Below are 22,459 nucleotides of genomic sequence, written 5' to 3'. Positions count from 1 at the left end.
ATTCCAAGTATGCCCATCACTTTTAAAATATTAGAACCTTCCCAGATCAATACGATCATTCCCTTAATGTTAAAATTGAACAATCATAAAATCTCTGAAGCGGTGCTCAAACAACGTTTTGCTGAAATGGTGACCCAAAACTATGAGTGTGCCGCGCTCTATGATCGTGATAAACTCATTGGAATAGCAGGGATGTGGTTTTGTACACGGCATTATTCGGGGAGAAGTGTAGAACTGGATCACGTCATTATTGACGACGCCTACAGAAAGAAAGGATTGGGCAAACAGTTTATGAAAACTATTTATGATTATGCCTTGCAAAAGGGTTTCCAATCGGTAGAACTGAATACTTATGTACAAAATCATCTCTCACATAAGTTTTATATGAATGAAGGGTTTGAAATTCTGGGCTATCATTTTTTGAAGAAACTTCAGTAAGGAGATGCGGATTTTTTTTAGACACGAATTTCACTGATTGTCACTAAATATTGCTGTCCAATTATTTCACTAATTATCTGTACGGTTCCTGATGATGCTTTTTTGAGCTGAAGTTTGTCATGAATTGGCAAAAATCCAATTTGACGTCTTCATTTTTCATAATCCCAATTATAATAGTTCTTTGTGAAGCTTTGTGTCTCCTTTGTGTAATAGCTCCTTTCGACATCTTCCAAATGCTTTCGGAATCACTGATTTGCGCTACCCCTGACAACTGCTACTGAAGACTGAAGACTGTCAACTGAACTACTTCAACCCACTCAAATCCGTGCCAGTTTCCACTTCATATGGCGCTTTGTTGTATTCAAAAATCCGAGCATCCAATTCCCCTTCCAAAATAACACGATCCCCATTGACCTCCAGCCAGCTGCCTTCCCTGAGACCTATCACTGGTTGCGAATTAAAAGCATGGAATTCTTGGATCCGGGTTTCCCGAGTTTCGCCCATGTGTTTGCTTTTTTTATCTGGATCTAAATAATGCGGATTGATATTAAACGGAACTATCCCCAAAGTCTTGAAGCTTGGCGGGTATACAATAGGCATATCATTGGTGGTGTTGATGGTAAGTCCGCAAATATTACTGCCTGCACTTGTGCCTAGATAAGGCGTTCCGCCGTGGATCACGTTTTGCATGGTACTGATCAAATCATTTCTATAAAGCTGATTGACCAACACAAACGTATTGCCTCCGCCAACAAAAATTCCTTTGGCATTTTTTAAAGCTTCTTTAGGATGGTCAAACTCATGAATACCTTTGACTTTTTTTCCGATTTTTGAAAACGCTTCTTGGGCTTTTTGAGTGTATTCTTCATGACTGATGCCACTTGGACGTGCGTAAGGAATAAATAAAATCGTATCAGTATCTTTAAAAAGAAAAGTCAATTCTTCTAAAAGATAGTTGAGATAACCACTTCCATGTAAGGTGGAGGTGCTGGCAATGATCATTTGTTTCATTAGGTTGGTGTTTTTATCGTGGCTATTTACAGCTGTTGTCTGTAGGAAACCTCCTGAAATTTGCCCATAATAGGGCTAATCTCGATTATTTTGTTGTAAATTTAAGTAATCTGGCAATTTAACAAAAGTTTAAACAAGCTTTAGAGTTTAATTAAGAGAGTTCGTACTTTCTTTATCAATCTAACTAAAAATCCAATCTTATGAAAACAGCTTTTCTTTATCTATTTCTCCTCTCACCTTTCTTCTTTTTGACTGCGCAAAATATCAAGCGCGTGGAAATTTCAGGAAAAATTGTGGTGAACAGTGATGATTTGGAGGGGATCACGGTTTATAATACCTCCGCTAAAAAAGGCGTGCTGACGGACGAAAATGGTCTGTTTACGTTGAGTGTGGCATTGAATGATATTATTGAGTTTAGAGCACTACAGTTTCAGGACTTTACTGTAACCATTGATGAAAATATCATTAAGACTAAAAAAATGACCGTGTTCTTGGTCGAACAAATCAATAAATTAGATGAGGTTGTCATTTTGCCTTATGATCTTTCAGGAAATTTACTTGTAGATATTGAGAGTGTAAAAACCTTTAATCCAGATTTAGACGCTATTTATTTTGGTGTAGCCAATATGAATGAATACGAATTTCCAGAAGATTACAGATCAAAAGTAGTCAACGTTGCCATGCCGGGGACTGGAAATAATATTCCGTATGGATTAAATGTCGTCGGGATTGTGGATTTGTTCTTAAGACCTATTTTCAATTCTAAAAAGAATAAAGATATTGAAGTCATGGGTCCTGAAGATTCTAATAAAGCCTTTACGGACCTCTACAGTACTAAGTTTTTAGTGGAGAATTTTAATATTCCGGAAAATAAAGTGAATGATTTTGTAGATTATGTAGAAGACCAAGGAGTGGATTTCTCACTCTTAAATGCAGGGAAGGAATTCGAGTTTTTAGAATTTATCAGCATTAAAAGTAAAGAATTCTTAGCCAAAGAAGGTGGAAAAAAATAGTTATGCACTTTCTTTTTTCATGGTCTTTGGACTTCACTTTATGATTGGCCAAACCGTTACCATCAAGGGCAAAATTATTGCTGATGACGATGTGGAAGGCATTCATATTCTCAATAATACGTCCAGCAGTTTTACAATTTCCAACGGTCAAGGCGAATTTTCCATCCCAGTTAAACTGAATGATACCTTGGCATTTTCGGGCGTGTCGTACCTATTGAAAAAAGTTGTGGTAGGTCAAGATATGATCAATTCAAAAGTTTTGACTGTTTATCTCACTGAAAAACTAAATATTTTGGATGAAGTGGTCGTAGGAAGAATATTGACGGGCGATTTGAGTTCAGATCTCGCCAATTCTGGAATTGAGCGCACTATTAATTTTTTCGATTTGGGAATTCCTGGATATGCCGGGAAGCCTAAAACCCAAAGTGAGAGACGATTGCATACCGCAGGAGACTTCAAACCCATACATTTGCTAAGTTTATTAGGGGGTTCTCTTGAAGTTGATCCTATCTTGAATGCTATTTCTGGAAGAACTAAATTGTTAAAGCATAGGATCCATCTTGAAAATAAAGACAAATGCATTGATAGGACCAAGTCAAATCTTTCTCAAATTTTATTTACGGCGCATGCGCTAGAAGAATCTTATAGAAATGAGTTTTTCTATTTTTGTGCCGATGGTGAACAATTTGATAAACTATGTATCATTAACGACGATTTTAAAATGCTCGAGTTTCTGAAAGAAAAACTGGTGAGCTTCAAATCCATTCTGCAATCAACCGTCGAAGAGTGAGAAGTTATCTAATTTTTAGCATTTTAGGATTATTATTTGTGAAAAATGCGCATTCGCAATCGGTGGATATTAACGGGAAAATTAGTGCACCCCATGACGTAGAAGGCATTCACATTATCAATAAAACGGCTAGCCGATTCACGATTTCCAATAGTAATGGCGAATTTTTTGTCCAGGCAAAACTGAACGATACCCTACTTTTTTCTGGCATTTCCTATCAACCAAAGGAGGTTGTCATTACCAAATTTATCATCGCCGCTAAAGAATTCACCGTATATTTAGAAGAGTTGGTCAATGCTTTGGATGAGGTTGTAGTAGGAAAAGTGCTTACGGGCGATTTGCTGTCCGATATCAAGAATGCAGATTTAAAACGAGATATCAATTTCTATGACTTGGGCATTCCAGGATATACCGGGAAATTAAAACTCAAACAGAAAGACGCTTGTATGAAGCAACCTCAGGGGTAGGTCTCATCCCCATTTTCCCCATTATTAATGCCATTACAGGACGGACAAAACAACTAAAAGCACATGTGAAATTTGAGAAATTAAATACGTGTCTCGACAAAATGAAATCTGATTTTTCCGATGATTTATTTAGTAATTATGACTTGGAAGACGGCCAAAAATCAGAATTTTTCTTCCATTGCCAAGATGATCCCGGGTTTGAAAATCTATGTAAGATAAAAAACGATATGGCAGTTTTCGAATTCTTGGTGGCTAAATTGAACGTTTTTATCATCATTCTTGAAACACAAAAAGAGTAGAAATATCTTTTTGTTTGATTTTTGCAAACTACAAAACAGTATTTTTGTATTTCAAATTCACTATGAAAACCCTAAAAATTTTTGTTCTAGCGCTTGTTTTTCCACTATTACTTTCGGTAAATGTGCATAAATTTTATGTGAGCGTTACTGAAGTTGCGTACGTGAAAGAGAAAACGTCCGTCCAGATAATTACCAGAATCTTTATTGACGATTTGGAGAATGCACTCCGCCACCGCTATAGTAAACACCTGACTTTAGCTTCGGAAAATGAAGCGAAGGAAGTAGAAGACTATTTGCAGCGTTATTTAAAAGATAAAATTTCCATCCAAATCAATGGAAAGTTCGTTGACTATAAATTCATCGGAAAAGAATATGACAATGATATTGTTTTCTGTTATTTAGAAATCGCCGATGTCAAGGACATCAAGAGTTTTGAAATCTCAAATAAAGTGTTGTTTGAGAGTTTTGACGACCAACAGAATATAGTAAAACTCAAAATAAATGATCAAAACAAAAGTTTTATTTTGATCAATCAGTCGGATAAAGCACTATTGAAGTTTTAATTTTTCCTACTCATAATGCCTTATTTATAAATAGAATATCTAGATAAATACCTTTTTTCCATGAAAATACTCAAACTATTAGGTTTTGCGCTCTTGACCATCTCAAGTGGTGCTTTCGCTCAAAATGACACCAAACAAGATCGTAAACCTGGTCATGTCAATACCAATAAATTCAGGCAGTTATACAATGAGTTTTCTACGCCTAATATGTACCGATCGGCTTCTGGTGCACCTGGCGTTGCCTATTATCAGCAGCAGGCAGATTATAAGATCACTATCGAGTTGGATGATGAGAACGCGAAAATTTCTGGAGATGAGGTTATTACTTATACCAACAATTCCCCAGATGTGTTGACTTACCTGTGGTTGCAACTCGACCAAAATGTGCGTGCAAAAGATACAAAATCGCCTTTAATTGAAAGTAGAGGTGTAGCCAAAGCCACAGCCACGTCGCAGTTTGCATCCGATTATTTGACTGAAAATTTTGATGGCGGATTTAATATTTTAGAGGTAAAAGATACCAGCGGAAAACCGTTGCCATATACCATCAATCAAACCATGATGCGCGTAGAACTTCCACAACCTTTGAAATCAGGTGAGAAGTTCTCTTTTGGTATCGCGTGGTGGTACAATATCAACAATCACATTAAAGACGGTGCGCGTTCTGGATATGAGTTCTTTCCAGAAGATGGCAATAGAGCCTATGTTATTGCACAGTTTCATCCGCGTATGGCGGTTTATAATGATGTGGAAGGTTGGCAGCATTCCCAATTTTGGGGACGTGATGAATTTGCTTTGCCGTTTGGAAATTTTGAAGTGAATATTACCGTCCCAGCAGATCACATTTTAGACGCCACTGGGAAATTGATGAACAGGAAGGACGTGTTTTCCAAAGAGATGATGCAACGTTACGAAAAAGCAAAGAAAACCTTTGATAAACCTGTTCTTATTGTGACACAGGCAGAGGCGGAAAAGGCTGAAAAAAGTTTTTCTAAATCCAAAAAAACCTGGAAATTTTTCGCTGAGAATGTGCGTGATTTTGGCTTTGCAACCTCTCGTAAATTTATTTGGGACATGATGGCTGTCAAAGTTGGTAACAAAGAGGTCATGGCGGTGTCATTATATCCCAAAGAAGGGAATCCACTTTGGGAAGAATGGTCGACCAAAGTTGTGGCAAGTACCTTAAAATCGTATTCAAAGATGACCTTTGATTATCCATACCATAAGGCTATTTCTGTACATGCCGATCGCCAAGGCATGGAATATCCAATGATTTGCTGGAATTACGGACGTCCTGAAAAAGATGGGACGTATAGTGATCGGGTAAAATACGGCATGATGGGCGTAATTATTCACGAGGTTGGACATAACTTTTTTCCGATGATCGTCAATAGTGATGAACGCCAATGGACCTGGATGGACGAAGGCTTAAATACTTTTTTACAATATGTTGCCGAACAGGAATTTGGTGAAGCCTACCCAGAAGCCTTATCGCCCGGTGATAAGAAATTCCCATCGCGTCGTGGACCGGCGGAAAACATCATTCCTTATATGGAAGGGAATCAAGATTATATTGCGCCGATTATGAGTAAAGGATTGAACACCTACCAATTTGGAAATAATGCCTACGGAAAACCTGCAACAGCACTGAATATCTTAAGAGAAACCGTTATGGGGCGTGAACTTTTTGATTATGCGTTTAAAGAATATGCTCGTCGATGGATGTTTAAGCACCCTACGCCAGAGGATTTCTTTAGAACCATGGAAGATGCTTCGGCCTTTGATTTGGATTGGTTTTGGAGAGGTTGGTTTTATACTACGGATTGGGTGGATATCGGAATTAAAGAGGTTACAAAATTTTACGTATCTGCAGAGCCAAATCAATATATGAAGGATGTTGCTGCACAAAGAGGTTTGGATATTAATAATCTTTCACCAATGGTGTTTATGGTAGAAGATGGTACTGATGAACTTACAGAAACAATAAAAAAGGGCATTCAGGCAGAGGATATTCCAACATTGAAAGAATATCTGTTGGACAATTTCACTGAAGCTGAACGTAAAAATATCATCACGCCAAAATATTTCTACACTATCACTTTTGAAAAGCCGGGAGGATTGGTCATGCCTATTATTGTGCAATATAATTATGTGGATGGGACTTCTGAAACGGTAACTTATCCTGCAGAAATTTGGAGACTAAATGACCGCCTCGTCTACAAGGCAATTCCTACCCAAAAGGAGATCAGCTCTATTGTGGTGGATCCAAATAATGAAACAGCAGATATTGATACTTCAAACAATTCTTGGCCTAAAAAGGAAGTGCAAAGTCAATTTGATGCGTTTAAGAATAAAGTTCAAGACTAGCATAAAACTTTAACAAGAGACCGGATTAATTTAACAGTCGGCTTTTTTATTGGATTCAAAACATCTCACTATATTTGCAGTGTGATACTACATACGACATTCTTATTCATTGGCACCACTGAGGTCATGTTCATACTATTTATAGTTGTGATGGTTTTTGGTGCAGATAAAATACCTGACATTGCACGCGGTATGGGCAAAGGCATGCGCACGCTTAGAGACGCCACCAATGATCTCAAATCTGAGATTACCAAAACTGCAGAAAAGAACGGTATCAATACTACGGAGCACACCAAGGCTTTTACCGATGAAGTACAAAAGGTAAAAGATGAGTTGGAAGAGACCATTGGTTCCGTAAAACGGAAATTATAAAATCATTCATAAAAGATTTCACTTTTTGTTTTAAATTACCTTATTCGTCCTTCTCTAAATAGTGATGGACAATATTTAAAGTTTCTAAACTTTCGGCATGTTCCAATAGGGTTCTGTTGACCTCATAAATTAGTTTTGAATCTTTTGGAAACGCAAAACCATAACCTTGTTTAAAATATTCAGCCTTGGCAATAAAGAGGTCCTCATCTTTATGGTTCTTCATATAGTATAATAATTGCGGTCGGTCATAGACCACAGCATCAACCTCTTTATTTTTCAATTTTGACATGGCTTCCATGAGATTTTCCACCCCTGTGATTCTCGCTTTATATTCTTTCAGGAACGTCTCAGAAGGTGAGGCAGTAATAGTCGCAACCTTTCGTCCGGACAACTGTTCAATATTGGCATAAGTGGAAGTGCCAAGCGATGTTAAAGTAAGTGTGCTTGCAATACCTGCCACCATTGACGTTGCGAAAATAATAGAAATAATCATCCAACTACCTGCAATAATTCGCCCCCATAAAGTAATGGGCGCTTTATCTCCGTAGCCAGTCGTACTCATTGTTACAATGGCAAGCCACATGCCTGTTCCAATACCATCTGCAATTTTAGAGGGAAACTGGTCTGGCGATTTTTTACGCTCTGCCAACCACAATAAAGTCCCAACAATTGCTAGAATAATCAAGAAGATTCCAACGGCAAATAATAATCTAATACTGAAAAGAGGCTTAACTTTTTGCCAAAGCGTGAGTTCGTCAACACGAGAGACAATGGCCAAACTTGAATTATAGAACGGTTGCGAAAAATGCATATTTTCAAGACGTTGTGAGGTAATACTAATAGGACCAACCACAATATCCAATTCACCTTGATTTAATGTGTATAAGGCATCTTCCACATTATCAAACATCTTATAAGTATAATCCCAAGATTTTTTTTTGGCCATAGCTTCCCATATTTCTATGGCAATCCCTTTGGTGGATGAGTTTTTTGAAAACACGAACGGCTCATTGCCAGCAACTCCTACAATTAATTTTTCGGCTTCAGAACGCTCCACTTTTGCTTCTTGGGCATGAAGTGCGACGATAGAAAATAAGAAATTAAAACAAAAAAGGAAAAAGAATGTCGCAATGGTTTTTAATCTCATGAAATGTATTTTGAAAACTAGACCTCTAGACAAATAATACTACAAATTTTATTTTCTCACAAGTTTTTCACCTCAGTGAGTGAAAATTTGTGGTAACTGTTTTTTACTTTTTTCTACTTATCGTCAAGCCATCACGAATAGGAAGTAGGACCGTTTCAATACGATCATCGTCCTTGAGTAGATTATTGTAGGCCATTATGGCTTTTGTTGAAATATCATCCTTCTTTAAAGGTTCGAGCACTTTTCCACTCCAGAGAACATTGTCGGAAAGAATAATCCCTCCTGGATTTAGTTTGTCAATGATGAGATGAAAGTAATTGCTGTAGTTTTCTTTGTCCGCATCAATAAAGACGATATCAAAATTCATTTTTAGTTTCGGAACGATATCTAAAGCATTTCCTAAATGTTGATGGATTTGATTTCCAAAATTGGATGCGTCAAAATATCTCCGCTGAAAATCCACCAATTCTTCATTTATGTCAATGGTATGAAGTTCGCCATCTTTTTGAAGGCCTTCAGCTAAGCATAGAGCAGAATATCCGGTATAGGTGCCAATTTCCAATATGTGTTTAGGATTCTTTAATTTTGAGACCATACTCAGTACACGACCCTGATAATGACCGCTGAGCATGCGTGGTTGTAGTATTTTTTGATGTGTTTCTCTAGAAAGCTGTTGTAATAATTCTGGTTCGTCTTCAGAATGGTTTTCAATATACTTTTCTAATTGATCTGATATAAAATGCATAATTTTTTTCTTAAGTCGATTGTTGATCGATTTTTTTTGATCAAGTAACTCTTTTCATACTCAGTAGTTCGCTCATCTAAACATTCTGATAAAACAGAATCTGAAATATCAAATTTGTCATGAAAACCGATCAAATACGTTGGCCTTGACTGCTTTATTTAGCCGATAGTTTCTGTACAACTCCATCGCATTAGGATAATATGATTAGGTAATCATTTCGTTTGCAAACTGCACAAAGTAGTAAGTTTTAGTCCATTGCCTTTAGCTTATAATTCTATTGATTAATTTTTGTTTGGCAGCCTCATCATCACCACACAGCCACCTAATTACGTTGTCTTCCCAAATGGCATCGCGTTCTTCTTCGGTAATAATTTCACGTTTTACTGCCAAATCTAAAATTTTCCCAGGATAGGAAGATTGTTGTGCACTTTCCATTTCCCCCAAAGGGTAAGGGTCATCCAATCCCATTAAAACTTGTTTTGATCCTTGGTTCTTGATTAATAATTGAAGACCCCCAGTATCGTGTACCAGAGTATCAAAGAAAATATTTTTGTGGCCCACAGCTCTTCTCGGATGGGTTTTTCCTTCAAACAAATCTGGTCGGCCATCAAAACCTTGAATACGTCGTCCTAAGTTGATTTGTGCCAGTTGGCCACCATGCGCAAAACAGGTACGCATATTTGGATATTTTTCTTGATAGCCATTTAAAGTCAAAAAATGATAGGCATCAGCACATTGTGCCAACATCCAAATCAAGTGGAAACGCCATGAGGTGTTTTCTAGTTTGATGAATTTTTCACCATCATAGGGATGGATCTCAACGGCCAAATTGTATTTGTTTGCCATTTCAAAAATAGGCTCATTTTCTTCGTCAAAAATACAGCGCCAGGTTCCAATGGTATCCATATAGTGGGTTGGCAAACACAATAATTGCATGCCCAGTTCTTCTACACACCGCTCAATTTCCCAACAAGCTCCTCTAACAAATCCCGGATGTACAACAAATCCGCAAGTAAATTTGCTCGGATTTTCCCTTTGGATTTTCGCATTAAAATCATTTTGAAAACGTAAAGCTTGTTTCATTTCCTCTACACGCAGGCCGTTACCATACAATTGAGAAAGATTTAAAACAACCGCATGATCTATTTTAAAACGTTCCATCCACAGTAATTTGTCGTCCAAAAAGAAACTCGAATCCGTTACTGGGCGGCTCCAATCTTTTTGAAGCATAAATTTCCGGTCTTTATCCACCCAAAAGATTTCTTTGTCCTTCATGAATTGCGGAATTTCCTCTGGGTAAGGAAGAAGATGCGAGTGGCCGTTAATACGAAGTTTGCGTTTTGTCATCTCTATCTCCCAACCTAATGGGAGTTGGTTTTTTTGTGGTTATATTTAAAATTTAACATATTCCAGTTTCATTTCGCTTATTTGAGAGGCGTGAACCTTCATTTAAGTCCCAATGAAATCGGGAGGAGGGAAGCGAATTTACTCGATTTTTACTTTTTTTGGCGGCTCCATCAACTCCCCACAATTAGGGCATTTGCGTTTGTTTTCGTCGCTGTAATATTTATCAAAAATCTTCGGCATATCGGTTTCAATATTTTCCACCGTAAAATCCTCTTCATAAAGTTTTGTGGTACAATTCTCGCAAAACCAAAGTAATGCATCGCGCATCCCCTCGGGACGTTTGTACTCGATTACCAAACCTACGGTATTTGCACCCCGTTGTGGGGAATGTGGCACTTTTGGAGGTAGTAAATAAATATCACCTTCTTTGATATGTATGTCTTTTGGGGTACCATTATCGATGATTTTCAAAACGATATCACCTTCAATCTGATAGAAAAATTCTGGAGTTTCGTTGTAGTGATAATCTTTTCGGTTATTAGGACCGCCAACCACCATCACGATGAAATCGCCATCTTTCCAAACCACTTTATTGCCTACAGGTGGTTTTAATAAGTGACGATTTTCTTCAATCCATTCCTTGAAATTTACGGGAGATACTAAGTTCATGGTTTTAGTTTTTTGGGCGTGCCCCTAAAGGGTCGGGCTTTCGGCAGTCGCTCTCTTCGAGGAGCTCCAACAATGCCTTAATCCCTCACGCAGATTTCGTTCTTAAAATTAGGTATAAAACTACAGAACAAAAAGTCTTTGCTCTTGGTTCTTTTATCTTGATTCATTCTTTTTATAATGATTTTGTCCGTCCTCCATCTACTGGCAGATTGATGCCATTGATATAACTCGCACATTCACTTGCTAAAAAAGTTACGGCGTAGGCAAGTTCTTCAGGTTTTGCAAAACGTTTTGCAGGAACTGAACTTTTCATTGCATTGGCAGATTCTTCTTCGCTATGCCCCGTTTTAACCGATTTGTCTTTAATGATTTCCTTCAGTCGGTCTGTTGCTGTTGCTCCCGGAAGCACGTTGTTGACCGTAATTCCAAATTGCCCCAGTTCATTTGCCAATGTTTTGCTCCAATTGCCTACCGCACCACGAATGGTGTTACTCACGCCCAATCCATCCAATGGTTGTTTTACAGATGTGGAAATGATATTGATGATCCGGCCATAACCTTCCTCCTTCATAAAAGGAACGACAGTTTGCGCCAAAACATGGTTGCATTTTAAATGTTGCGTAAAAGCCTTATCAAACTCTTCAAGTTTCGCCGAAAAAACCGGACCAGCTGCCGGTCCACCGGTATTGTTTACCAAGATATGGAAACCATGTTGTTTTTTTATAAACTCAGAAACCTTGTGTCCCAATTCTTCAGGATTCGAAAAATCGGCCACAATATAACTGTGGTTCTTTGAATGAGGTAATTCAGCAATTACCTGTTTCAGTTTTTCTTCATTTCGCGCAACCAAAGTTACGGTAGCGCCCTCTGTAGCCAATGATATGGCTGTTGCTTTTCCTATTCCTGCGGTACTTCCGCAAACTATCGCGTATTTGTTGTCTAGTTTTAAATCCATAACATTCCTTGCTAAGGCAGGGATCTTTTTAAGGTTAAATTATTTTGTTTTAATTATTTTATTTTCAAAATCATTTTATAGAATTCAATCTAACTTGCGATGAGATAAATGAGGTGGTTTTCACGTTTTTAACTATCCTTTTCATCAGGAGATTCCTGCCTTCGCAGGAATTGGGTTAATATTTTATACACACATTCTTCGCCTCCGTGAAAAACCGTAGCGCTTCAAATCCGCCTTCACGTCCAACACCAGAAGCTTTTACTCCGCCAAAAGGCGTCCGTAAATCGCGCATCATCCAGGTGTTTACCCAAACAATACCGGTTTGTAATTTGCTGCTCATGCGCATGGTGCGTTTTAAATCGTTGGTCCAAAGTGTTGCTGATAATCCGTATTTAACTGCGTTGGCCATTTCCAAAACTTCCTCTTCACTTTCAAAAGGCATGATGGTCACTACTGGTCCGAAGATTTCCTCTTGATTGGCACGGCAGTCGTTTGAGGTCACTTCAATAACGGTTGGTTCTAAATAATAACCGTTTTCAAAACCATTTAATGTCACTTTATTGCCGCCACAAAGAATGGTCCCGTTTTCTGTTTTGGCGATTGCGATATAGGCCATCACTTTCTCTAAATGGGTTTTTGATACCAAAGCACCGATAGTGGTTGCTGCTTCTGACGGATGTCCAACTTTCAGTTCTTTGACTTTAGCGACAAAATCCTTTTTGAACTTTTCGTAAATTGAATTCTCTACAAATATTCTGCTTCCACACAAACAAATTTGACCTTGATTTGCAAATGAAGAACGCACCGTTGTTTCCAACATGTCATCATAATCACAATCGGCAAAAATGATGTTTGGGTTTTTACCACCTAATTCCAAAGACAATTTTTTAAATAGGGGTGCTGCCACTTTTGCAATATGAGCGCCTGTTGCGGTGCCTCCGGTAAAACTAATCGCTTTGATGCCTGGATGTTCAATAAGGGCCTGCCCGGCGGTTGTGCCCAATCCATGAACGATATTCAGAACGCCCTTTGGCAAACCTGCTTCTGTACAAATTTCACCTAGCAGATAGGCGGTCATTGGTGTAATTTCACTTGGTTTGGCAACTACACAGTTTCCTGCCGCGATGGCTGGAGCAATTTTCCAAGTAAAGAGATAAAGCGGAAGGTTCCATGGCGAAATACAGCCCACCACACCAATAGGTTGGCGTAACGTAAAGTTAATGGCATCTTGTCCAACACTTTCATGGCTTTCACTGGCGAATTGGGTAATGGCATTTCCGAAAAAGCGAAAATTACTGGCCGCTCTTGGAATATCAACTTGTTTTGCTAAAGAAATGGGTTTGCCATTGTCCTTGCTTTCGGCTTCGGCAAAACGTTGTAAGTTGGTTTCCAATAATTCTGAAATTCGAATGAGAATTCGACTGCGTTCTTCCAAAGTAGTTTGCGACCAACTTGTGAAAGCCGATTTTGCAGCGCGATAGGCGCTTTCTACATCGTCTTTGGAAGAGTTTGGAATTTGTCCGTATACTTCGCCGTTTGCTGGACAATAGTTATCTATCCAATGGTCTTGAATTGGATTGATATATTCTCCGTTGATGTAGTTACGAATTCCTGCGAAGGCAGGAATCTCGTCTTGTTTTGCCGTTTTCACCACTAATTCACGATATTTTAAGAGAATCTCTCCTCCGAAACCTCTCAGATTTTCCTCCTACACTGACATTTCGGCGGACAAGTAAAAACCTGAGAGGTTTTCTGATTTACTGTTTTTTGTATGCGACCACTTTAATTTCAACCACCAAATCAGGATTTGGCAATTGATGCACGGCCACGGTGGTTCTGGTTGGTCCAGTTTCTTGATCAAAGAATTCTGCGTAAGCTTTATTATAACCTGCAAAATCATTCATATTTACCAAAAAGGAAGTCACATCCACCACGTCTTTAAGGGTAGCACCTTCCTTTATGAGATTTTTTTCAATATTTTTAATCACCTCACGGGTTTGAACTTCCGCATTTAAGTGTTTAGTGCCCATATTGTCAAGAATGTCCACGCCAGCAATTGAATTGTCAGCGCGCCTTGAACTGGTACCTGAAACATATATAAAATCGCCAGCACGTCTGGTGAGGGGATAAGTGCCTCTTGGTTTTACCCCCGTTCCTGCGGAGGCAGGAACCTCATTATTTTCTTTAATCATAAATTTATCTTTTATTAAACCTGACAGGTTTTAAACCCTTCCATCTTTGTCCAGTATTTTTGGGACAAATCCACCTTCCCTTGAAAAAAGAGAAGGAATTTATTAATGTTTAAAATCCTTCGCCACCCGGTCGTTATCCAAAATTTCTTCTGTGGCGGCTATTACTTTTTCTAAATTCGTTTTTAAATCGTCGTTGAGGTCTATTTTCTTATCCGCCAACATATTCAGAATCGCTTTGTCCTGAGCGCGACCTCTCAACATCGCTTCGTAATAGCTGATGTCCTCATTAAAGGTAACCAAAGAATATTTTGAAGAATAGTCATTTGGAAAGTTCTTTTCCAATGCCATTTCCAAGTTACGCTTTTCCCGAAAGATGGCATTGTTGACATGGCCTTTCATTTCATGGAAATTGTCGATTGCTAAATCTGCAATGGCATCTGTGTCTCTTTTTCGGTTCTTCTCATACGTTTTGAATATGGTCTCCCAGTCTTTATGGCCTTCATCCAAAACTTTGTCAAATACGGACACATCTTCAAAAGAAGCATTCATTCCTTGTCCATAAAATGGTACAATGGCGTGAGCGGCATCTCCCATTAAAAGGGTGTTGCCCTTATAATGCCAAGGCGAACATTTTACAGTTCCTAATGGTGATGTGGGATTGGTGAAGAAGTCTTCTATGAGGTTGGGCATCAGTTCCAAGGCATCTTTGAAATACTTTTGGAAAAATTCTATTACTTTTTCTTCCGTAGTCAAATTTCCGAAATTGTATTCCCCATCCTCATAACTTAAAAATAAGGTCACCGTAAAACTGCCGTCCAAATTTGGTAGGGCAATCAGCATAAAACTATCACGTCCCCAAATATGCAAGGCGTTTTTATAGGTTTTAAATCCCCCATTTTCTGTAGGATGAAAACTTAATTCTTTATAGCCATGTGACAGCCAATCCTGCGAAAAGCTAAATAGAAACTTTTTACCTAAAAAATAACTTTTTCTCAAGGCCGAGCCAGCACCATCCGTGGCGATAATAACATCAGCATCCTCTACAAATTCGGTATTGGTTTCAGAATCTTTAAATAAAGCCGTAGTATTTTCGAAATCAACCGATTTGCATTTTTTGTTGAAATAAATTGTGACGTTGTCGTGCTTTTCAGCTTCATCCAACAATAATCCGTTTAAAAGACCTCGGGAAATAGAATTTATATATTCATGGTCACGTCCGCTGTAAGGTGCCATGACCATATTACCATCAATATCATGTAACATACGACCATTCATAGGAATGCAAAGCTCTTTGACTTTATCTTCAATCCCAACGAGTTCCATGGCTTTAATGCCTCTGTCAGAAAGAGCTAAATTGATGGAACGGCCTGCGCTAATATTGGCTGTACGTATATCTGGACGCATTTCGTAGAGCGAAACGTTATAGCCGCGTTGGCCCAAGCGTAAAGCGAGTAAGCTTCCGCAAAGACCTGCGCCGATGATGAGTATGTTTTGTTTTTTATTCATGCTACTTTCCCCGAAGGCGGGAATCTTATTAATCTTATTATAAAACCTACAAGGTTATGGGAAACCTTGCAGTTATTTTAATATCTCTTTTAACTTCTCCACTAATTCATAGACATCCTGATACGAATTATACAACGGCACTGGTGCACAACGTATCACATCAGGTTCCCGCCAATCACTGATCACGCCAGCTTCGGTTAGCTGATAGTGTAATTTTTTATCAGCATTTTTCACTTGAATGGAGAGTTGGCATCCGCGTTCTTGCTGATTTGAAGGGGTGATGATTTTAATGTCTTTATTATTGAGTTGGTTAATTAAATACTCAAAATAGCCTGTAAGATGTTTTGATTTTTTGATCAATTTTTCCATGCCAACTTCTTCAAACATATCCAAGGAGGCTCTAATTGCAGCCATGGATAAGATGGGCGGATTGCTCAATTGCCAGCCTTCCGCACCGGGAAGTTGGTCAAACTCATCACGCATTTTAAAACGCGTTTCTTTATTGTGGCTCCACCAACCGGCAAACCGATTGAGATCTTTATTGTGCGCATGGCGTTCATGTACAAAACAGCCACCTAAACTTCCTGGTCCGGAATTTAAGTATTTATAGGTGCACCACACCGCAAAATCAGCTCCCGAAGCGTGAAGGTCTAATTTAACATTTCCAGCACCATGGGCACAGTCAAAACCAACCATGCATCCGTATTTATGCCCTAGTTGCGTAATGCGTTTAAAGTCGAAAAACTGCCCCGTATAATAATTGACGCCGCCAATCATTATCAAAGCGATCTCATTTCCTTGCGCTTCCAGAATTGTTTCTAAATCGTCATAATTTACCAATTCTTCACCCTTTCTGGCTTTCCACAGCACCAATCCATCTTTCGGATCAAAACCATGATGGCGTAATTGCGATTCTACGGCGTATTTGTCAGAAGGAAATGCATCAGCTTCAATGAGAATTTTATAGCGTTTTGGAGTGGGTTTATAAAAGGAGACCATCATCAAATGGAGATTGGCGGTCAAAGTATTCATGACTACCACTTCAATGGGTTTTGCACCCACTACTTTGGCCATGCTTTCCGTCAAGAACTCGTGATAATGCAACCAAGGATGTTTGGCATCCGTATGGCCTTCAACACCTAAATTGGCCCAGTCCTCCAATTCCTGATGGATATAGTCTTTTGTAGCTTTTGGCTGAAGTCCAAGAGAATTTCCGGTCATATAAATCACCTCCTTACCGTGTTTGTCCTTTGGAATATGGAATCGATTTCTGTAAGATGCCAAAGCATCATTTTGATCTTGTTGTTTGGCGTATTCTGATCCTAATTGATAGTTTGACAAGGTGAATTGATTTTCGGTTTCACACAAAAATAAGAATTAAAAGTTTAGGATGAAGGGCAGAAAAGAGAGAGTTTGATGTGCGATTGAACATTTCAGCACAATTTTTCCCATTACGCTAAAATTGGTTCAGCTAAAATTGACTTAATTTGGAAAGGTGTTGTGAATCCTACTGTCCTGTTAAAAAGTGGGGTTCGTTCAGTTGGAAATTTCCCACACGTCAAAAGACTTTTGAAAACGTAGTATCACTAAAAAAAAAAGAGCTTCAACTTTTGTAGTGGAAGCTCTTTGAATATATAGTGACGCATACTGCGGAATATTCGTGCGATATATTTTATATACGTCCTATGGCAATAGTTTGGATTATGGTATGATTATTTTAACGCTCCTTTAACAAATGTTCATTGGACCACTTTGATATTGGTGAAATGTAGCGTCCAATTCTCGTTTGGTCGTTTGTGGGTCTTGGCAATTTTAACGCCGTCAAAATCTTCATAATCTTCCCAACTTGTCATCATGGAAGGTTCTTTTGAATTTCCTTTTCTATAGATCCATTCTTTGATCAGGAAATCATCTCCATAATAAAGATCATAAGCATCCCCTGGGGTATAGCCGCCTTCATTGGGATAGGTAATGGTAATTTTATTTAGTTGTGCCTTACTGATAGGCGCCTCAGCATTTGACGTTTCAGAAATCGTGGCAGAAGTATCCCAAACCAATTGAAAAGGTGCTAAGAGCCAATATTTATCGTTAATAAACGCCTTATCCGCATTCATCGAAAGACTGTCCACAGCTTTTCGATTGTAGGCTACAGTGTCTTTGCCTGAAACCATCATGACATCCTCTGTTTTTGGATGCCAGGCCCAAGAACGTTCAAAATGCGTGGTGTCTTTATCTACGTTGAACGTAAATTGCAATTCGGAAACATTTTTCCAGTTTTCAATACCATTGGCATTTGCTATTTTTTCGGCTATAGACCCATCTTTTTCGATTGCTTTTGTTTCTTCATTTTGTTTACAGGAAAACATAAAAGCGAATACAGCGACTATTATCAGAGTTCTTTTCATTTTAATTCTTTTTATAAAGATACGGAAGAATGCTTCAGATGTTTTAATTTTAGATTCTAAATCAGACCTTATGGAACGAAATGACCGCTATTTTGAAATAAATAAAGCGACTTGGAACCACAAGGTGAAGGCGCATTCAGAAAGTGAGATGTATGATCTGAACGCTTTCAAATATGGAAAATCGTCACTGATGCCTTATGAATTAGCAGCTCTTGACAATGTAAATGGAAAAAGTCTATTGCATTTACAATGTCATTTTGGTCAGGACACCTTGAGTTGGAGTAGGATGGGAGCCAAGTGCGTAGGGGTTGATATTAGTGATGAAGGGATTGCTTTGGCTCAGCAATTAAACGATGAACTAAAGTTGGATGCCCAGTTTGTCTGTTGCAATGTACTGGACACTTCTAAGGTGGTCTCTGAAACTTTTGATATTGTTTTCACCAGTTATGGCGTGATAGGTTGGCTGCCCGATTTAAAGCCTTGGGGACAGATGATCGCAGAGCGTTTAAACCAAGGTGGTTCTTTTTTTATGGCAGAATTTCATCCGATTGTTTGGATGTTTGATTACTTGGATGGTAAGCCCAAAATGAAGTATGGATATATGCAAGATGAGGTTATTTACGAGGAATATGAAGGCACGTATGCCGATACCAAGTCAAAAATGATCAGTAAGGAATATGGGTGGAACCATGGTTTGGGCGAAGTGGTTTCCGCGTTATCCGATGCCGGACTGCATATTGACTACTTGAAAGAGCATGACGAAAGTCCGTATAATGTCTTGCCAGATTTAAAAAAAACCTCTTCTGGAATGTATGCTACTCAGGATCGACTTTATCCATTGGTTTTTACATTGAAAGCGACTAAGATCTCGTAAAAAAACCTGACAGGTTTGGGGTGCTATTTTTAATCTTTAATCAACTCTGGAAACTTCGCTTTAAAACGCTCATATCTTGGGATGGACACATTTTGGATATAAGGGTTATTAGGGTTTTTTTTCTCATAATCCTGATGGTAATCTTCTGCAATCCAGAATTTTTGAAACGGATAGACTTCTGCAGCAATGGTTGCATTCAGTTTTTTTGCCAATGCCGATTTCTTTTGTTCTATGATTTTTTTCTGCGCATCGTTCTGATAAAAAATGATCGAGCGGTATTGTGAACCTCTATCGCCGCCTTGACCATTGACTTGCGTTGGATTTTGAGAACCGAAATATACATCTACCAACGTAGCAAAACTTACAATATTTGGGTCATAAATAACTTCCACGGCTTCTGCATGGCCTGTTTTACCTGTATTGCTGGATTCGTAAGTTGGATTTTTGGTATGACCACCAGCATAACCGCTGATGACTTCTTCAACGCCTTTGACATGCTCATAAATATTTTCGACACACCAGAAACAGCCACTCGCAAAATAAGCTTTTGCTTTTCCATCTTTCAGGGGGACTTCAATAGGTTCTGCTATTTTAACCGCTAGCTGTTTTGGATTACTTTGTGCTTTATTTTCACAACTGAATAAAACGATGAGCGATAAGGAGATTATAAGAGATTTCATAAATGTGTTTTTATAAATAGTCGTTGAATCCAATAAAAACTTAAAATGTAAAATAGGAAACTTGTGTTAAAATAAAAAGCCTTTACAGAATGTAAAGGCCTTATCATTATATCAAGGAGGTTTTGCTTAGCTTAATTTAGCAAACATTTTCTCCATTTTTGCTTTTTGTTCTTCGGCTAATTCCGCATCAACCAAAATACGTCCACTGTGCTCGTCTGTAATAACTTTTTTACGTGAAGCAATCTCAACTTGTACTTGTGGTGGAATGGTGAAGAAAGATCCGCCAGAAGCACCTCTTTCAATAGCCACTACAGCTAATCCGTTTTTTACGTTAGCTCTAATTCTGTGGTAAGCATTCACTAAACGTTGATCAATGGTATCTTGGTATTCTTGTGATTTTTTGATCAATGCTGCTTCTTCTTTTTCAGTTTCGGCCAAAATTGCGTTTAACTCGCTTTTTTTGTGCTTTAGATGTGCCTGACGATCTTTCAATCGCTCTTTGGTTTCAGCAACAATTTCTTTTTTCTGGTCAATTTGAGCCTTGAATTCTTTAATGTGCTTTTCAGCCAACTCAATTTCTAAATCTTGATATTCGATTTCTTTGGTAATTGAATTGAATTCTCTGTTATTTCTAACATTCTTTTGCTGTTCAGCATATTTTTTGATCAGAGCTTTTGCCTCTTCAATCAGATTTTTTTTTGATTTGATGTCATCATCAATCAGGGTAAGACCACCGTTTAATTTTTCAAGTCTAGTATTAAGTCCTTCAACTTCATCTTCTAAATCTCTTACTTCTAAAGGAAGTTCACCTCTAATATTTCTGATTTCGTCGACTCTTGAATCAATAAGTTGCAAATCATATAATGCTCTTAATCGGTCTTCAACAGAAAGTTCAGCTTTTTTTGCCATAATTTATAAATACTTTACAGGATTGGTGTTTATCTTCGATAAAACGACTGCAAAATTAGTAATTTTTTTTGAGAGATAGTTAGCTAAAAAGGATTTTGTGAACTGTTCACTTTCATAATGGCCAATATCTGCTAAAATAATTTGATCTTCTGCGGAAAAAAAATCGTGGTATTTCAAATCTGCAGTGATAAAAACGTCCGCTTTTGCAGCCTTTGCTGCGCCAATTGCAAAACTCCCAGAGCCACCAAGGACGGCAATTCGCTTCACTTTATCTTTGGTTAATCTCGAATGTTTTATACAAGAAGCACTCATTTTTTGCTTTACAAACTGTAAAAACTCTTCTGTTTCCATCTCATTTGGAAGTTCACCAACCATTCCCATGCCAATATGCTGATTGTAATTGTCTAATGTGGTGATTTCAAAAGCCACTTCTTCATAGGGATGGCTTTTAAAGAGTGCATTGAGAATCTGACGTTCCAAATGCTTCTGGAAGGTAACGGAAATCTGGGTTTCTTCTTCTTGGCGATATTCACCACGTTCTCCAACGGTCGGATCGGAAGCTTCATTACCTTTAAAGGTTCCAGTGCCTTGGGTGTTAAAACTACAATTTTCATAGTTACCGATGGTGCCAGCTCCAGATTGGAATAAGGCTAGTCGTAATGCATCGGCATCTTTTTGAGGCACGTAAGTGGTCAGTTTTTTGATGGTACCTTGTTGCGGTAGCAGTATCTTTTTGTTTTTGATGCCTAAGGTGTTACATATAATGTCATTAACCCCTTGCAAGCTGTTGTCCAATGCCGTATGAATGGCGTAAATGGCGATATCATGTTTGATGGCCTTTAGGACCGCACGCTCAACATAATTGGCACCATTAAGTTTCTTTAAACCTTTAAAAATGATGGGGTGAAAACTGACAATCAAGTTGCAGTTGTTGGTGATGGCTTCATCTACAACACTTTCTAGAGTGTCTAAAGTTATCAAAACTCCCGTGAGTGGCTCGTTTTTGTCACCAACCAATAGGCCAACATTATCAAAATCTTCAGCATAAGCCAAAGGAGCCAATTCTTCGAGATGATTGATAACATTTTGGATAATCATATGTTTTTTAGCTTTTAGGTTACTTACAAAGATAAAATATTATATTTTCGTTGTAAACAAGTCCTTTGATTATTATGAAATATATACTTACGCTCATTATTGCTATTAGTTTTCTGGCCTGTCAATCTGTAAAGAAGAATCCATCTGAAGCGCCAGAATTGGTACTTCCAAATACCGATCTATACGAACCCTTGGAGAGTGAAGCGGCTTCAGATGATGAAAATTATCAAGCGGCGCTCGATTTTATCAACTCTTATATTGAGAGTATCGATCATCTTGAAATTCTTGAATTCGCAAAAAATTCACCTCTTGCTACCGATCAATTGAAATCTGAACTAGAGAAGATAGTCATTTTAGCATGGGAAGAAAATCCTAGAATTGGGTTGCTGGCAGATCCGCTGTTTGACGCACAGGATTATCCTCCTAATGGCTTTGAACTCCATGAGTTTGATCCTCAAACTGGCTATGTCATTGTTAAGGGAATAGATTGGGAGGACTTTAAAGTGGCCATGCAAGTCGTTGATGTGGACGGTCATATTTTAGTGGACGGCTGCGGGATCGTAAATATGCCCGAACATAAGCGTATTGAAAGGTAATGTGTCGAATGTACTT

The 22,459-nt window shown here is 38.3% G+C and carries 24 protein-coding genes; 10 read left to right on the top strand and 14 right to left on the bottom strand.

Annotated features, from left to right (window positions below; all coding sequences use genetic code 11):
* The first annotated feature begins 9 nt into the window (after positions 1-9).
* On the top strand, positions 10-438 hold the full coding sequence (locus VLZ86_RS15270; RefSeq protein ID WP_325452891.1) for a GNAT family N-acetyltransferase: 429 nt from the start codon (positions 10-12) through the stop codon (positions 436-438).
* A 303-nt stretch (positions 439-741) separates the two neighbouring features.
* Here VLZ86_RS15270 and pepE read toward each other — a convergent pair whose 3' ends face one another.
* On the bottom strand, positions 742-1,449 hold the full coding sequence (gene pepE / locus VLZ86_RS15265; RefSeq protein WP_325452889.1) for a dipeptidase PepE: 708 nt from the start codon (positions 1,447-1,449) through the stop codon (positions 742-744).
* A 200-nt stretch (positions 1,450-1,649) separates the two neighbouring features.
* On the opposite strand from pepE, the gene VLZ86_RS15260 reads away from it, so the two are divergent.
* The 7 genes from VLZ86_RS15260 (at position 1,650) to VLZ86_RS15230 (ending at position 7,320) form a co-directional block, all read left to right on the top strand.
* Complete coding sequence (locus VLZ86_RS15260; RefSeq protein ID WP_325452888.1) at positions 1,650-2,462, top strand: carboxypeptidase-like regulatory domain-containing protein; 813 nt, start codon at positions 1,650-1,652, stop codon at positions 2,460-2,462.
* The gene (locus VLZ86_RS15255; RefSeq protein ID WP_325452886.1) at positions 2,449-3,252 is read left to right on the top strand and encodes a hypothetical protein; all 804 of its coding nucleotides are present in this window, start codon (positions 2,449-2,451) and stop codon (positions 3,250-3,252) included. Before VLZ86_RS15260 ends, VLZ86_RS15255 begins: the two co-directional genes overlap by 14 nt.
* Positions 3,249-3,719, top strand: coding sequence for a hypothetical protein (locus VLZ86_RS15250; RefSeq protein ID WP_325452884.1), 471 nt, complete (start codon positions 3,249-3,251; stop codon positions 3,717-3,719). The genes VLZ86_RS15255 and VLZ86_RS15250 overlap by 4 nt, the downstream gene beginning before the upstream one ends.
* A complete protein-coding gene (locus VLZ86_RS15245; RefSeq protein WP_325452882.1) occupies positions 3,695-4,018 on the top strand; it encodes a hypothetical protein in 324 nt (107 codons plus the stop codon). Before VLZ86_RS15250 ends, VLZ86_RS15245 begins: the two co-directional genes overlap by 25 nt.
* A gap of 62 nt (positions 4,019-4,080) precedes the next feature.
* On the top strand, positions 4,081-4,581 hold the full coding sequence (locus VLZ86_RS15240) for a DUF6702 family protein (RefSeq protein WP_325452880.1): 501 nt from the start codon (positions 4,081-4,083) through the stop codon (positions 4,579-4,581).
* Positions 4,582-4,641: 60 nt separating this feature from the next.
* Positions 4,642-6,948 (top strand): M1 family metallopeptidase, encoded by a 2,307-nt coding sequence (locus tag VLZ86_RS15235; protein ID WP_325452878.1) that lies wholly within the window; start codon positions 4,642-4,644, stop codon positions 6,946-6,948.
* A gap of 81 nt (positions 6,949-7,029) precedes the next feature.
* Positions 7,030-7,320 carry a twin-arginine translocase TatA/TatE family subunit gene (locus VLZ86_RS15230; protein ID WP_325452876.1) on the top strand — a complete coding sequence of 97 codons (291 nt, stop codon included), beginning with the start codon at positions 7,030-7,032 and terminating at the stop codon, positions 7,318-7,320.
* A gap of 40 nt (positions 7,321-7,360) precedes the next feature.
* On the opposite strand, the gene VLZ86_RS15225 is transcribed toward VLZ86_RS15230, so the two are convergent.
* From VLZ86_RS15225 to VLZ86_RS15180, 10 genes are all read right to left on the bottom strand, one after another.
* Positions 7,361-8,467: a transporter substrate-binding domain-containing protein gene (locus VLZ86_RS15225; protein WP_325452874.1), complete on the bottom strand. Its 1,107-nt coding sequence runs from the start codon at positions 8,465-8,467 to the stop codon at positions 7,361-7,363.
* 103 nt (positions 8,468-8,570) lie between these two features.
* Positions 8,571-9,212: an O-methyltransferase gene (locus VLZ86_RS15220; RefSeq protein WP_325452872.1), complete on the bottom strand. Its 642-nt coding sequence runs from the start codon at positions 9,210-9,212 to the stop codon at positions 8,571-8,573.
* A gap of 261 nt (positions 9,213-9,473) precedes the next feature.
* Complete coding sequence (locus tag VLZ86_RS15215) at positions 9,474-10,559, bottom strand: amidohydrolase family protein (protein ID WP_325452870.1); 1,086 nt, start codon at positions 10,557-10,559, stop codon at positions 9,474-9,476.
* Positions 10,560-10,697: 138 nt separating this feature from the next.
* Positions 10,698-11,228 carry a 3-hydroxyanthranilate 3,4-dioxygenase gene (locus VLZ86_RS15210; RefSeq protein ID WP_325452869.1) on the bottom strand — a complete coding sequence of 177 codons (531 nt, stop codon included), beginning with the start codon at positions 11,226-11,228 and terminating at the stop codon, positions 10,698-10,700.
* Between the two features lie 172 nt (positions 11,229-11,400).
* A complete protein-coding gene (locus tag VLZ86_RS15205; RefSeq protein ID WP_325452868.1) occupies positions 11,401-12,183 on the bottom strand; it encodes an SDR family oxidoreductase in 783 nt (260 codons plus the stop codon).
* Between the two features lie 175 nt (positions 12,184-12,358).
* On the bottom strand, positions 12,359-13,834 hold the full coding sequence (locus VLZ86_RS15200) for an aldehyde dehydrogenase (RefSeq protein ID WP_325452866.1): 1,476 nt from the start codon (positions 13,832-13,834) through the stop codon (positions 12,359-12,361).
* Positions 13,835-13,940: 106 nt separating this feature from the next.
* Entirely contained in the window at positions 13,941-14,375 is a 435-nt protein-coding gene (locus VLZ86_RS15195) for a RidA family protein (RefSeq protein WP_325452864.1), read from the bottom strand.
* 102 nt (positions 14,376-14,477) lie between these two features.
* Positions 14,478-15,881, bottom strand: a complete 1,404-nt coding sequence (locus VLZ86_RS15190; RefSeq protein ID WP_325452862.1) for an NAD(P)/FAD-dependent oxidoreductase — start codon at positions 15,879-15,881, stop codon at positions 14,478-14,480.
* 72 nt (positions 15,882-15,953) lie between these two features.
* Entirely contained in the window at positions 15,954-17,222 is a 1,269-nt protein-coding gene (gene kynU, locus VLZ86_RS15185) for a kynureninase (protein ID WP_325452861.1), read from the bottom strand.
* Between the two features lie 398 nt (positions 17,223-17,620).
* Positions 17,621-18,286 carry a hypothetical protein gene (locus VLZ86_RS15180; protein WP_325452859.1) on the bottom strand — a complete coding sequence of 222 codons (666 nt, stop codon included), beginning with the start codon at positions 18,284-18,286 and terminating at the stop codon, positions 17,621-17,623.
* 70 nt (positions 18,287-18,356) lie between these two features.
* Here VLZ86_RS15180 and VLZ86_RS15175 point away from each other — a divergent pair, with 70 nt between their 5' ends.
* Positions 18,357-19,160 (top strand): class I SAM-dependent methyltransferase, encoded by an 804-nt coding sequence (locus tag VLZ86_RS15175; protein ID WP_325452857.1) that lies wholly within the window; start codon positions 18,357-18,359, stop codon positions 19,158-19,160.
* Positions 19,161-19,189: 29 nt separating this feature from the next.
* Here VLZ86_RS15175 and msrA read toward each other — a convergent pair whose 3' ends face one another.
* From msrA to VLZ86_RS15160, 3 genes are all read right to left on the bottom strand, one after another.
* Positions 19,190-19,840, bottom strand: a complete 651-nt coding sequence (gene msrA, locus VLZ86_RS15170) for a peptide-methionine (S)-S-oxide reductase MsrA (RefSeq protein ID WP_325452855.1) — start codon at positions 19,838-19,840, stop codon at positions 19,190-19,192.
* 126 nt (positions 19,841-19,966) lie between these two features.
* Positions 19,967-20,749: a zinc ribbon domain-containing protein gene (locus VLZ86_RS15165; protein WP_325452853.1), complete on the bottom strand. Its 783-nt coding sequence runs from the start codon at positions 20,747-20,749 to the stop codon at positions 19,967-19,969.
* A 3-nt stretch (positions 20,750-20,752) separates the two neighbouring features.
* Positions 20,753-21,847, bottom strand: coding sequence for a Nif3-like dinuclear metal center hexameric protein (locus VLZ86_RS15160; RefSeq protein WP_325452851.1), 1,095 nt, complete (start codon positions 21,845-21,847; stop codon positions 20,753-20,755).
* Positions 21,848-21,921: 74 nt separating this feature from the next.
* Between VLZ86_RS15160 and VLZ86_RS15155 the strand changes: the two genes are divergently transcribed.
* Positions 21,922-22,443 (top strand): hypothetical protein, encoded by a 522-nt coding sequence (locus VLZ86_RS15155; protein ID WP_325452849.1) that lies wholly within the window; start codon positions 21,922-21,924, stop codon positions 22,441-22,443.
* Positions 22,444-22,459: the final 16 nt, after the last annotated feature.

Source organism: Gelidibacter sp., assembly GCF_035515035.1.
GTDB lineage: Bacteria > Bacteroidota > Bacteroidia > Flavobacteriales > Flavobacteriaceae > Gelidibacter.
Note: the sequence above shows the minus strand (reverse complement) of the source record. Positions and strands in the feature narration are given on the sequence as shown.

Coding starts and splice junctions, on each gene's coding strand:
- pepE (WP_325452889.1), bottom strand. CDS start 1,449: ATGAAACAAATGATCATTGCCAGCACCTCCACCTTACATGGAAGTGGT.
- VLZ86_RS15270 (WP_325452891.1), top strand. CDS start 10: ATGCCCATCACTTTTAAAATATTAGAACCTTCCCAGATCAATACGATC.
- VLZ86_RS15180 (WP_325452859.1), bottom strand. CDS start 18,286: ATGAAAAGAACTCTGATAATAGTCGCTGTATTCGCTTTTATGTTTTCC.
- VLZ86_RS15165 (WP_325452853.1), bottom strand. CDS start 20,749: ATGGCAAAAAAAGCTGAACTTTCTGTTGAAGACCGATTAAGAGCATTA.
- VLZ86_RS15155 (WP_325452849.1), top strand. CDS start 21,922: ATGAAATATATACTTACGCTCATTATTGCTATTAGTTTTCTGGCCTGT.
- VLZ86_RS15190 (WP_325452862.1), bottom strand. CDS start 15,881: ATGAATAAAAAACAAAACATACTCATCATCGGCGCAGGTCTTTGCGGA.
- VLZ86_RS15175 (WP_325452857.1), top strand. CDS start 18,357: ATGGAACGAAATGACCGCTATTTTGAAATAAATAAAGCGACTTGGAAC.
- msrA (WP_325452855.1), bottom strand. CDS start 19,840: ATGAAATCTCTTATAATCTCCTTATCGCTCATCGTTTTATTCAGTTGT.
- VLZ86_RS15205 (WP_325452868.1), bottom strand. CDS start 12,183: ATGGATTTAAAACTAGACAACAAATACGCGATAGTTTGCGGAAGTACC.
- VLZ86_RS15210 (WP_325452869.1), bottom strand. CDS start 11,228: ATGAACTTAGTATCTCCCGTAAATTTCAAGGAATGGATTGAAGAAAAT.
- VLZ86_RS15160 (WP_325452851.1), bottom strand. CDS start 21,847: ATGATTATCCAAAATGTTATCAATCATCTCGAAGAATTGGCTCCTTTG.
- VLZ86_RS15195 (WP_325452864.1), bottom strand. CDS start 14,375: ATGATTAAAGAAAATAATGAGGTTCCTGCCTCCGCAGGAACGGGGGTA.
- VLZ86_RS15235 (WP_325452878.1), top strand. CDS start 4,642: ATGAAAATACTCAAACTATTAGGTTTTGCGCTCTTGACCATCTCAAGT.
- VLZ86_RS15215 (WP_325452870.1), bottom strand. CDS start 10,559: ATGACAAAACGCAAACTTCGTATTAACGGCCACTCGCATCTTCTTCCT.
- VLZ86_RS15260 (WP_325452888.1), top strand. CDS start 1,650: ATGAAAACAGCTTTTCTTTATCTATTTCTCCTCTCACCTTTCTTCTTT.
- VLZ86_RS15240 (WP_325452880.1), top strand. CDS start 4,081: ATGAAAACCCTAAAAATTTTTGTTCTAGCGCTTGTTTTTCCACTATTA.
- VLZ86_RS15220 (WP_325452872.1), bottom strand. CDS start 9,212: ATGCATTTTATATCAGATCAATTAGAAAAGTATATTGAAAACCATTCT.
- VLZ86_RS15225 (WP_325452874.1), bottom strand. CDS start 8,467: ATGAGATTAAAAACCATTGCGACATTCTTTTTCCTTTTTTGTTTTAAT.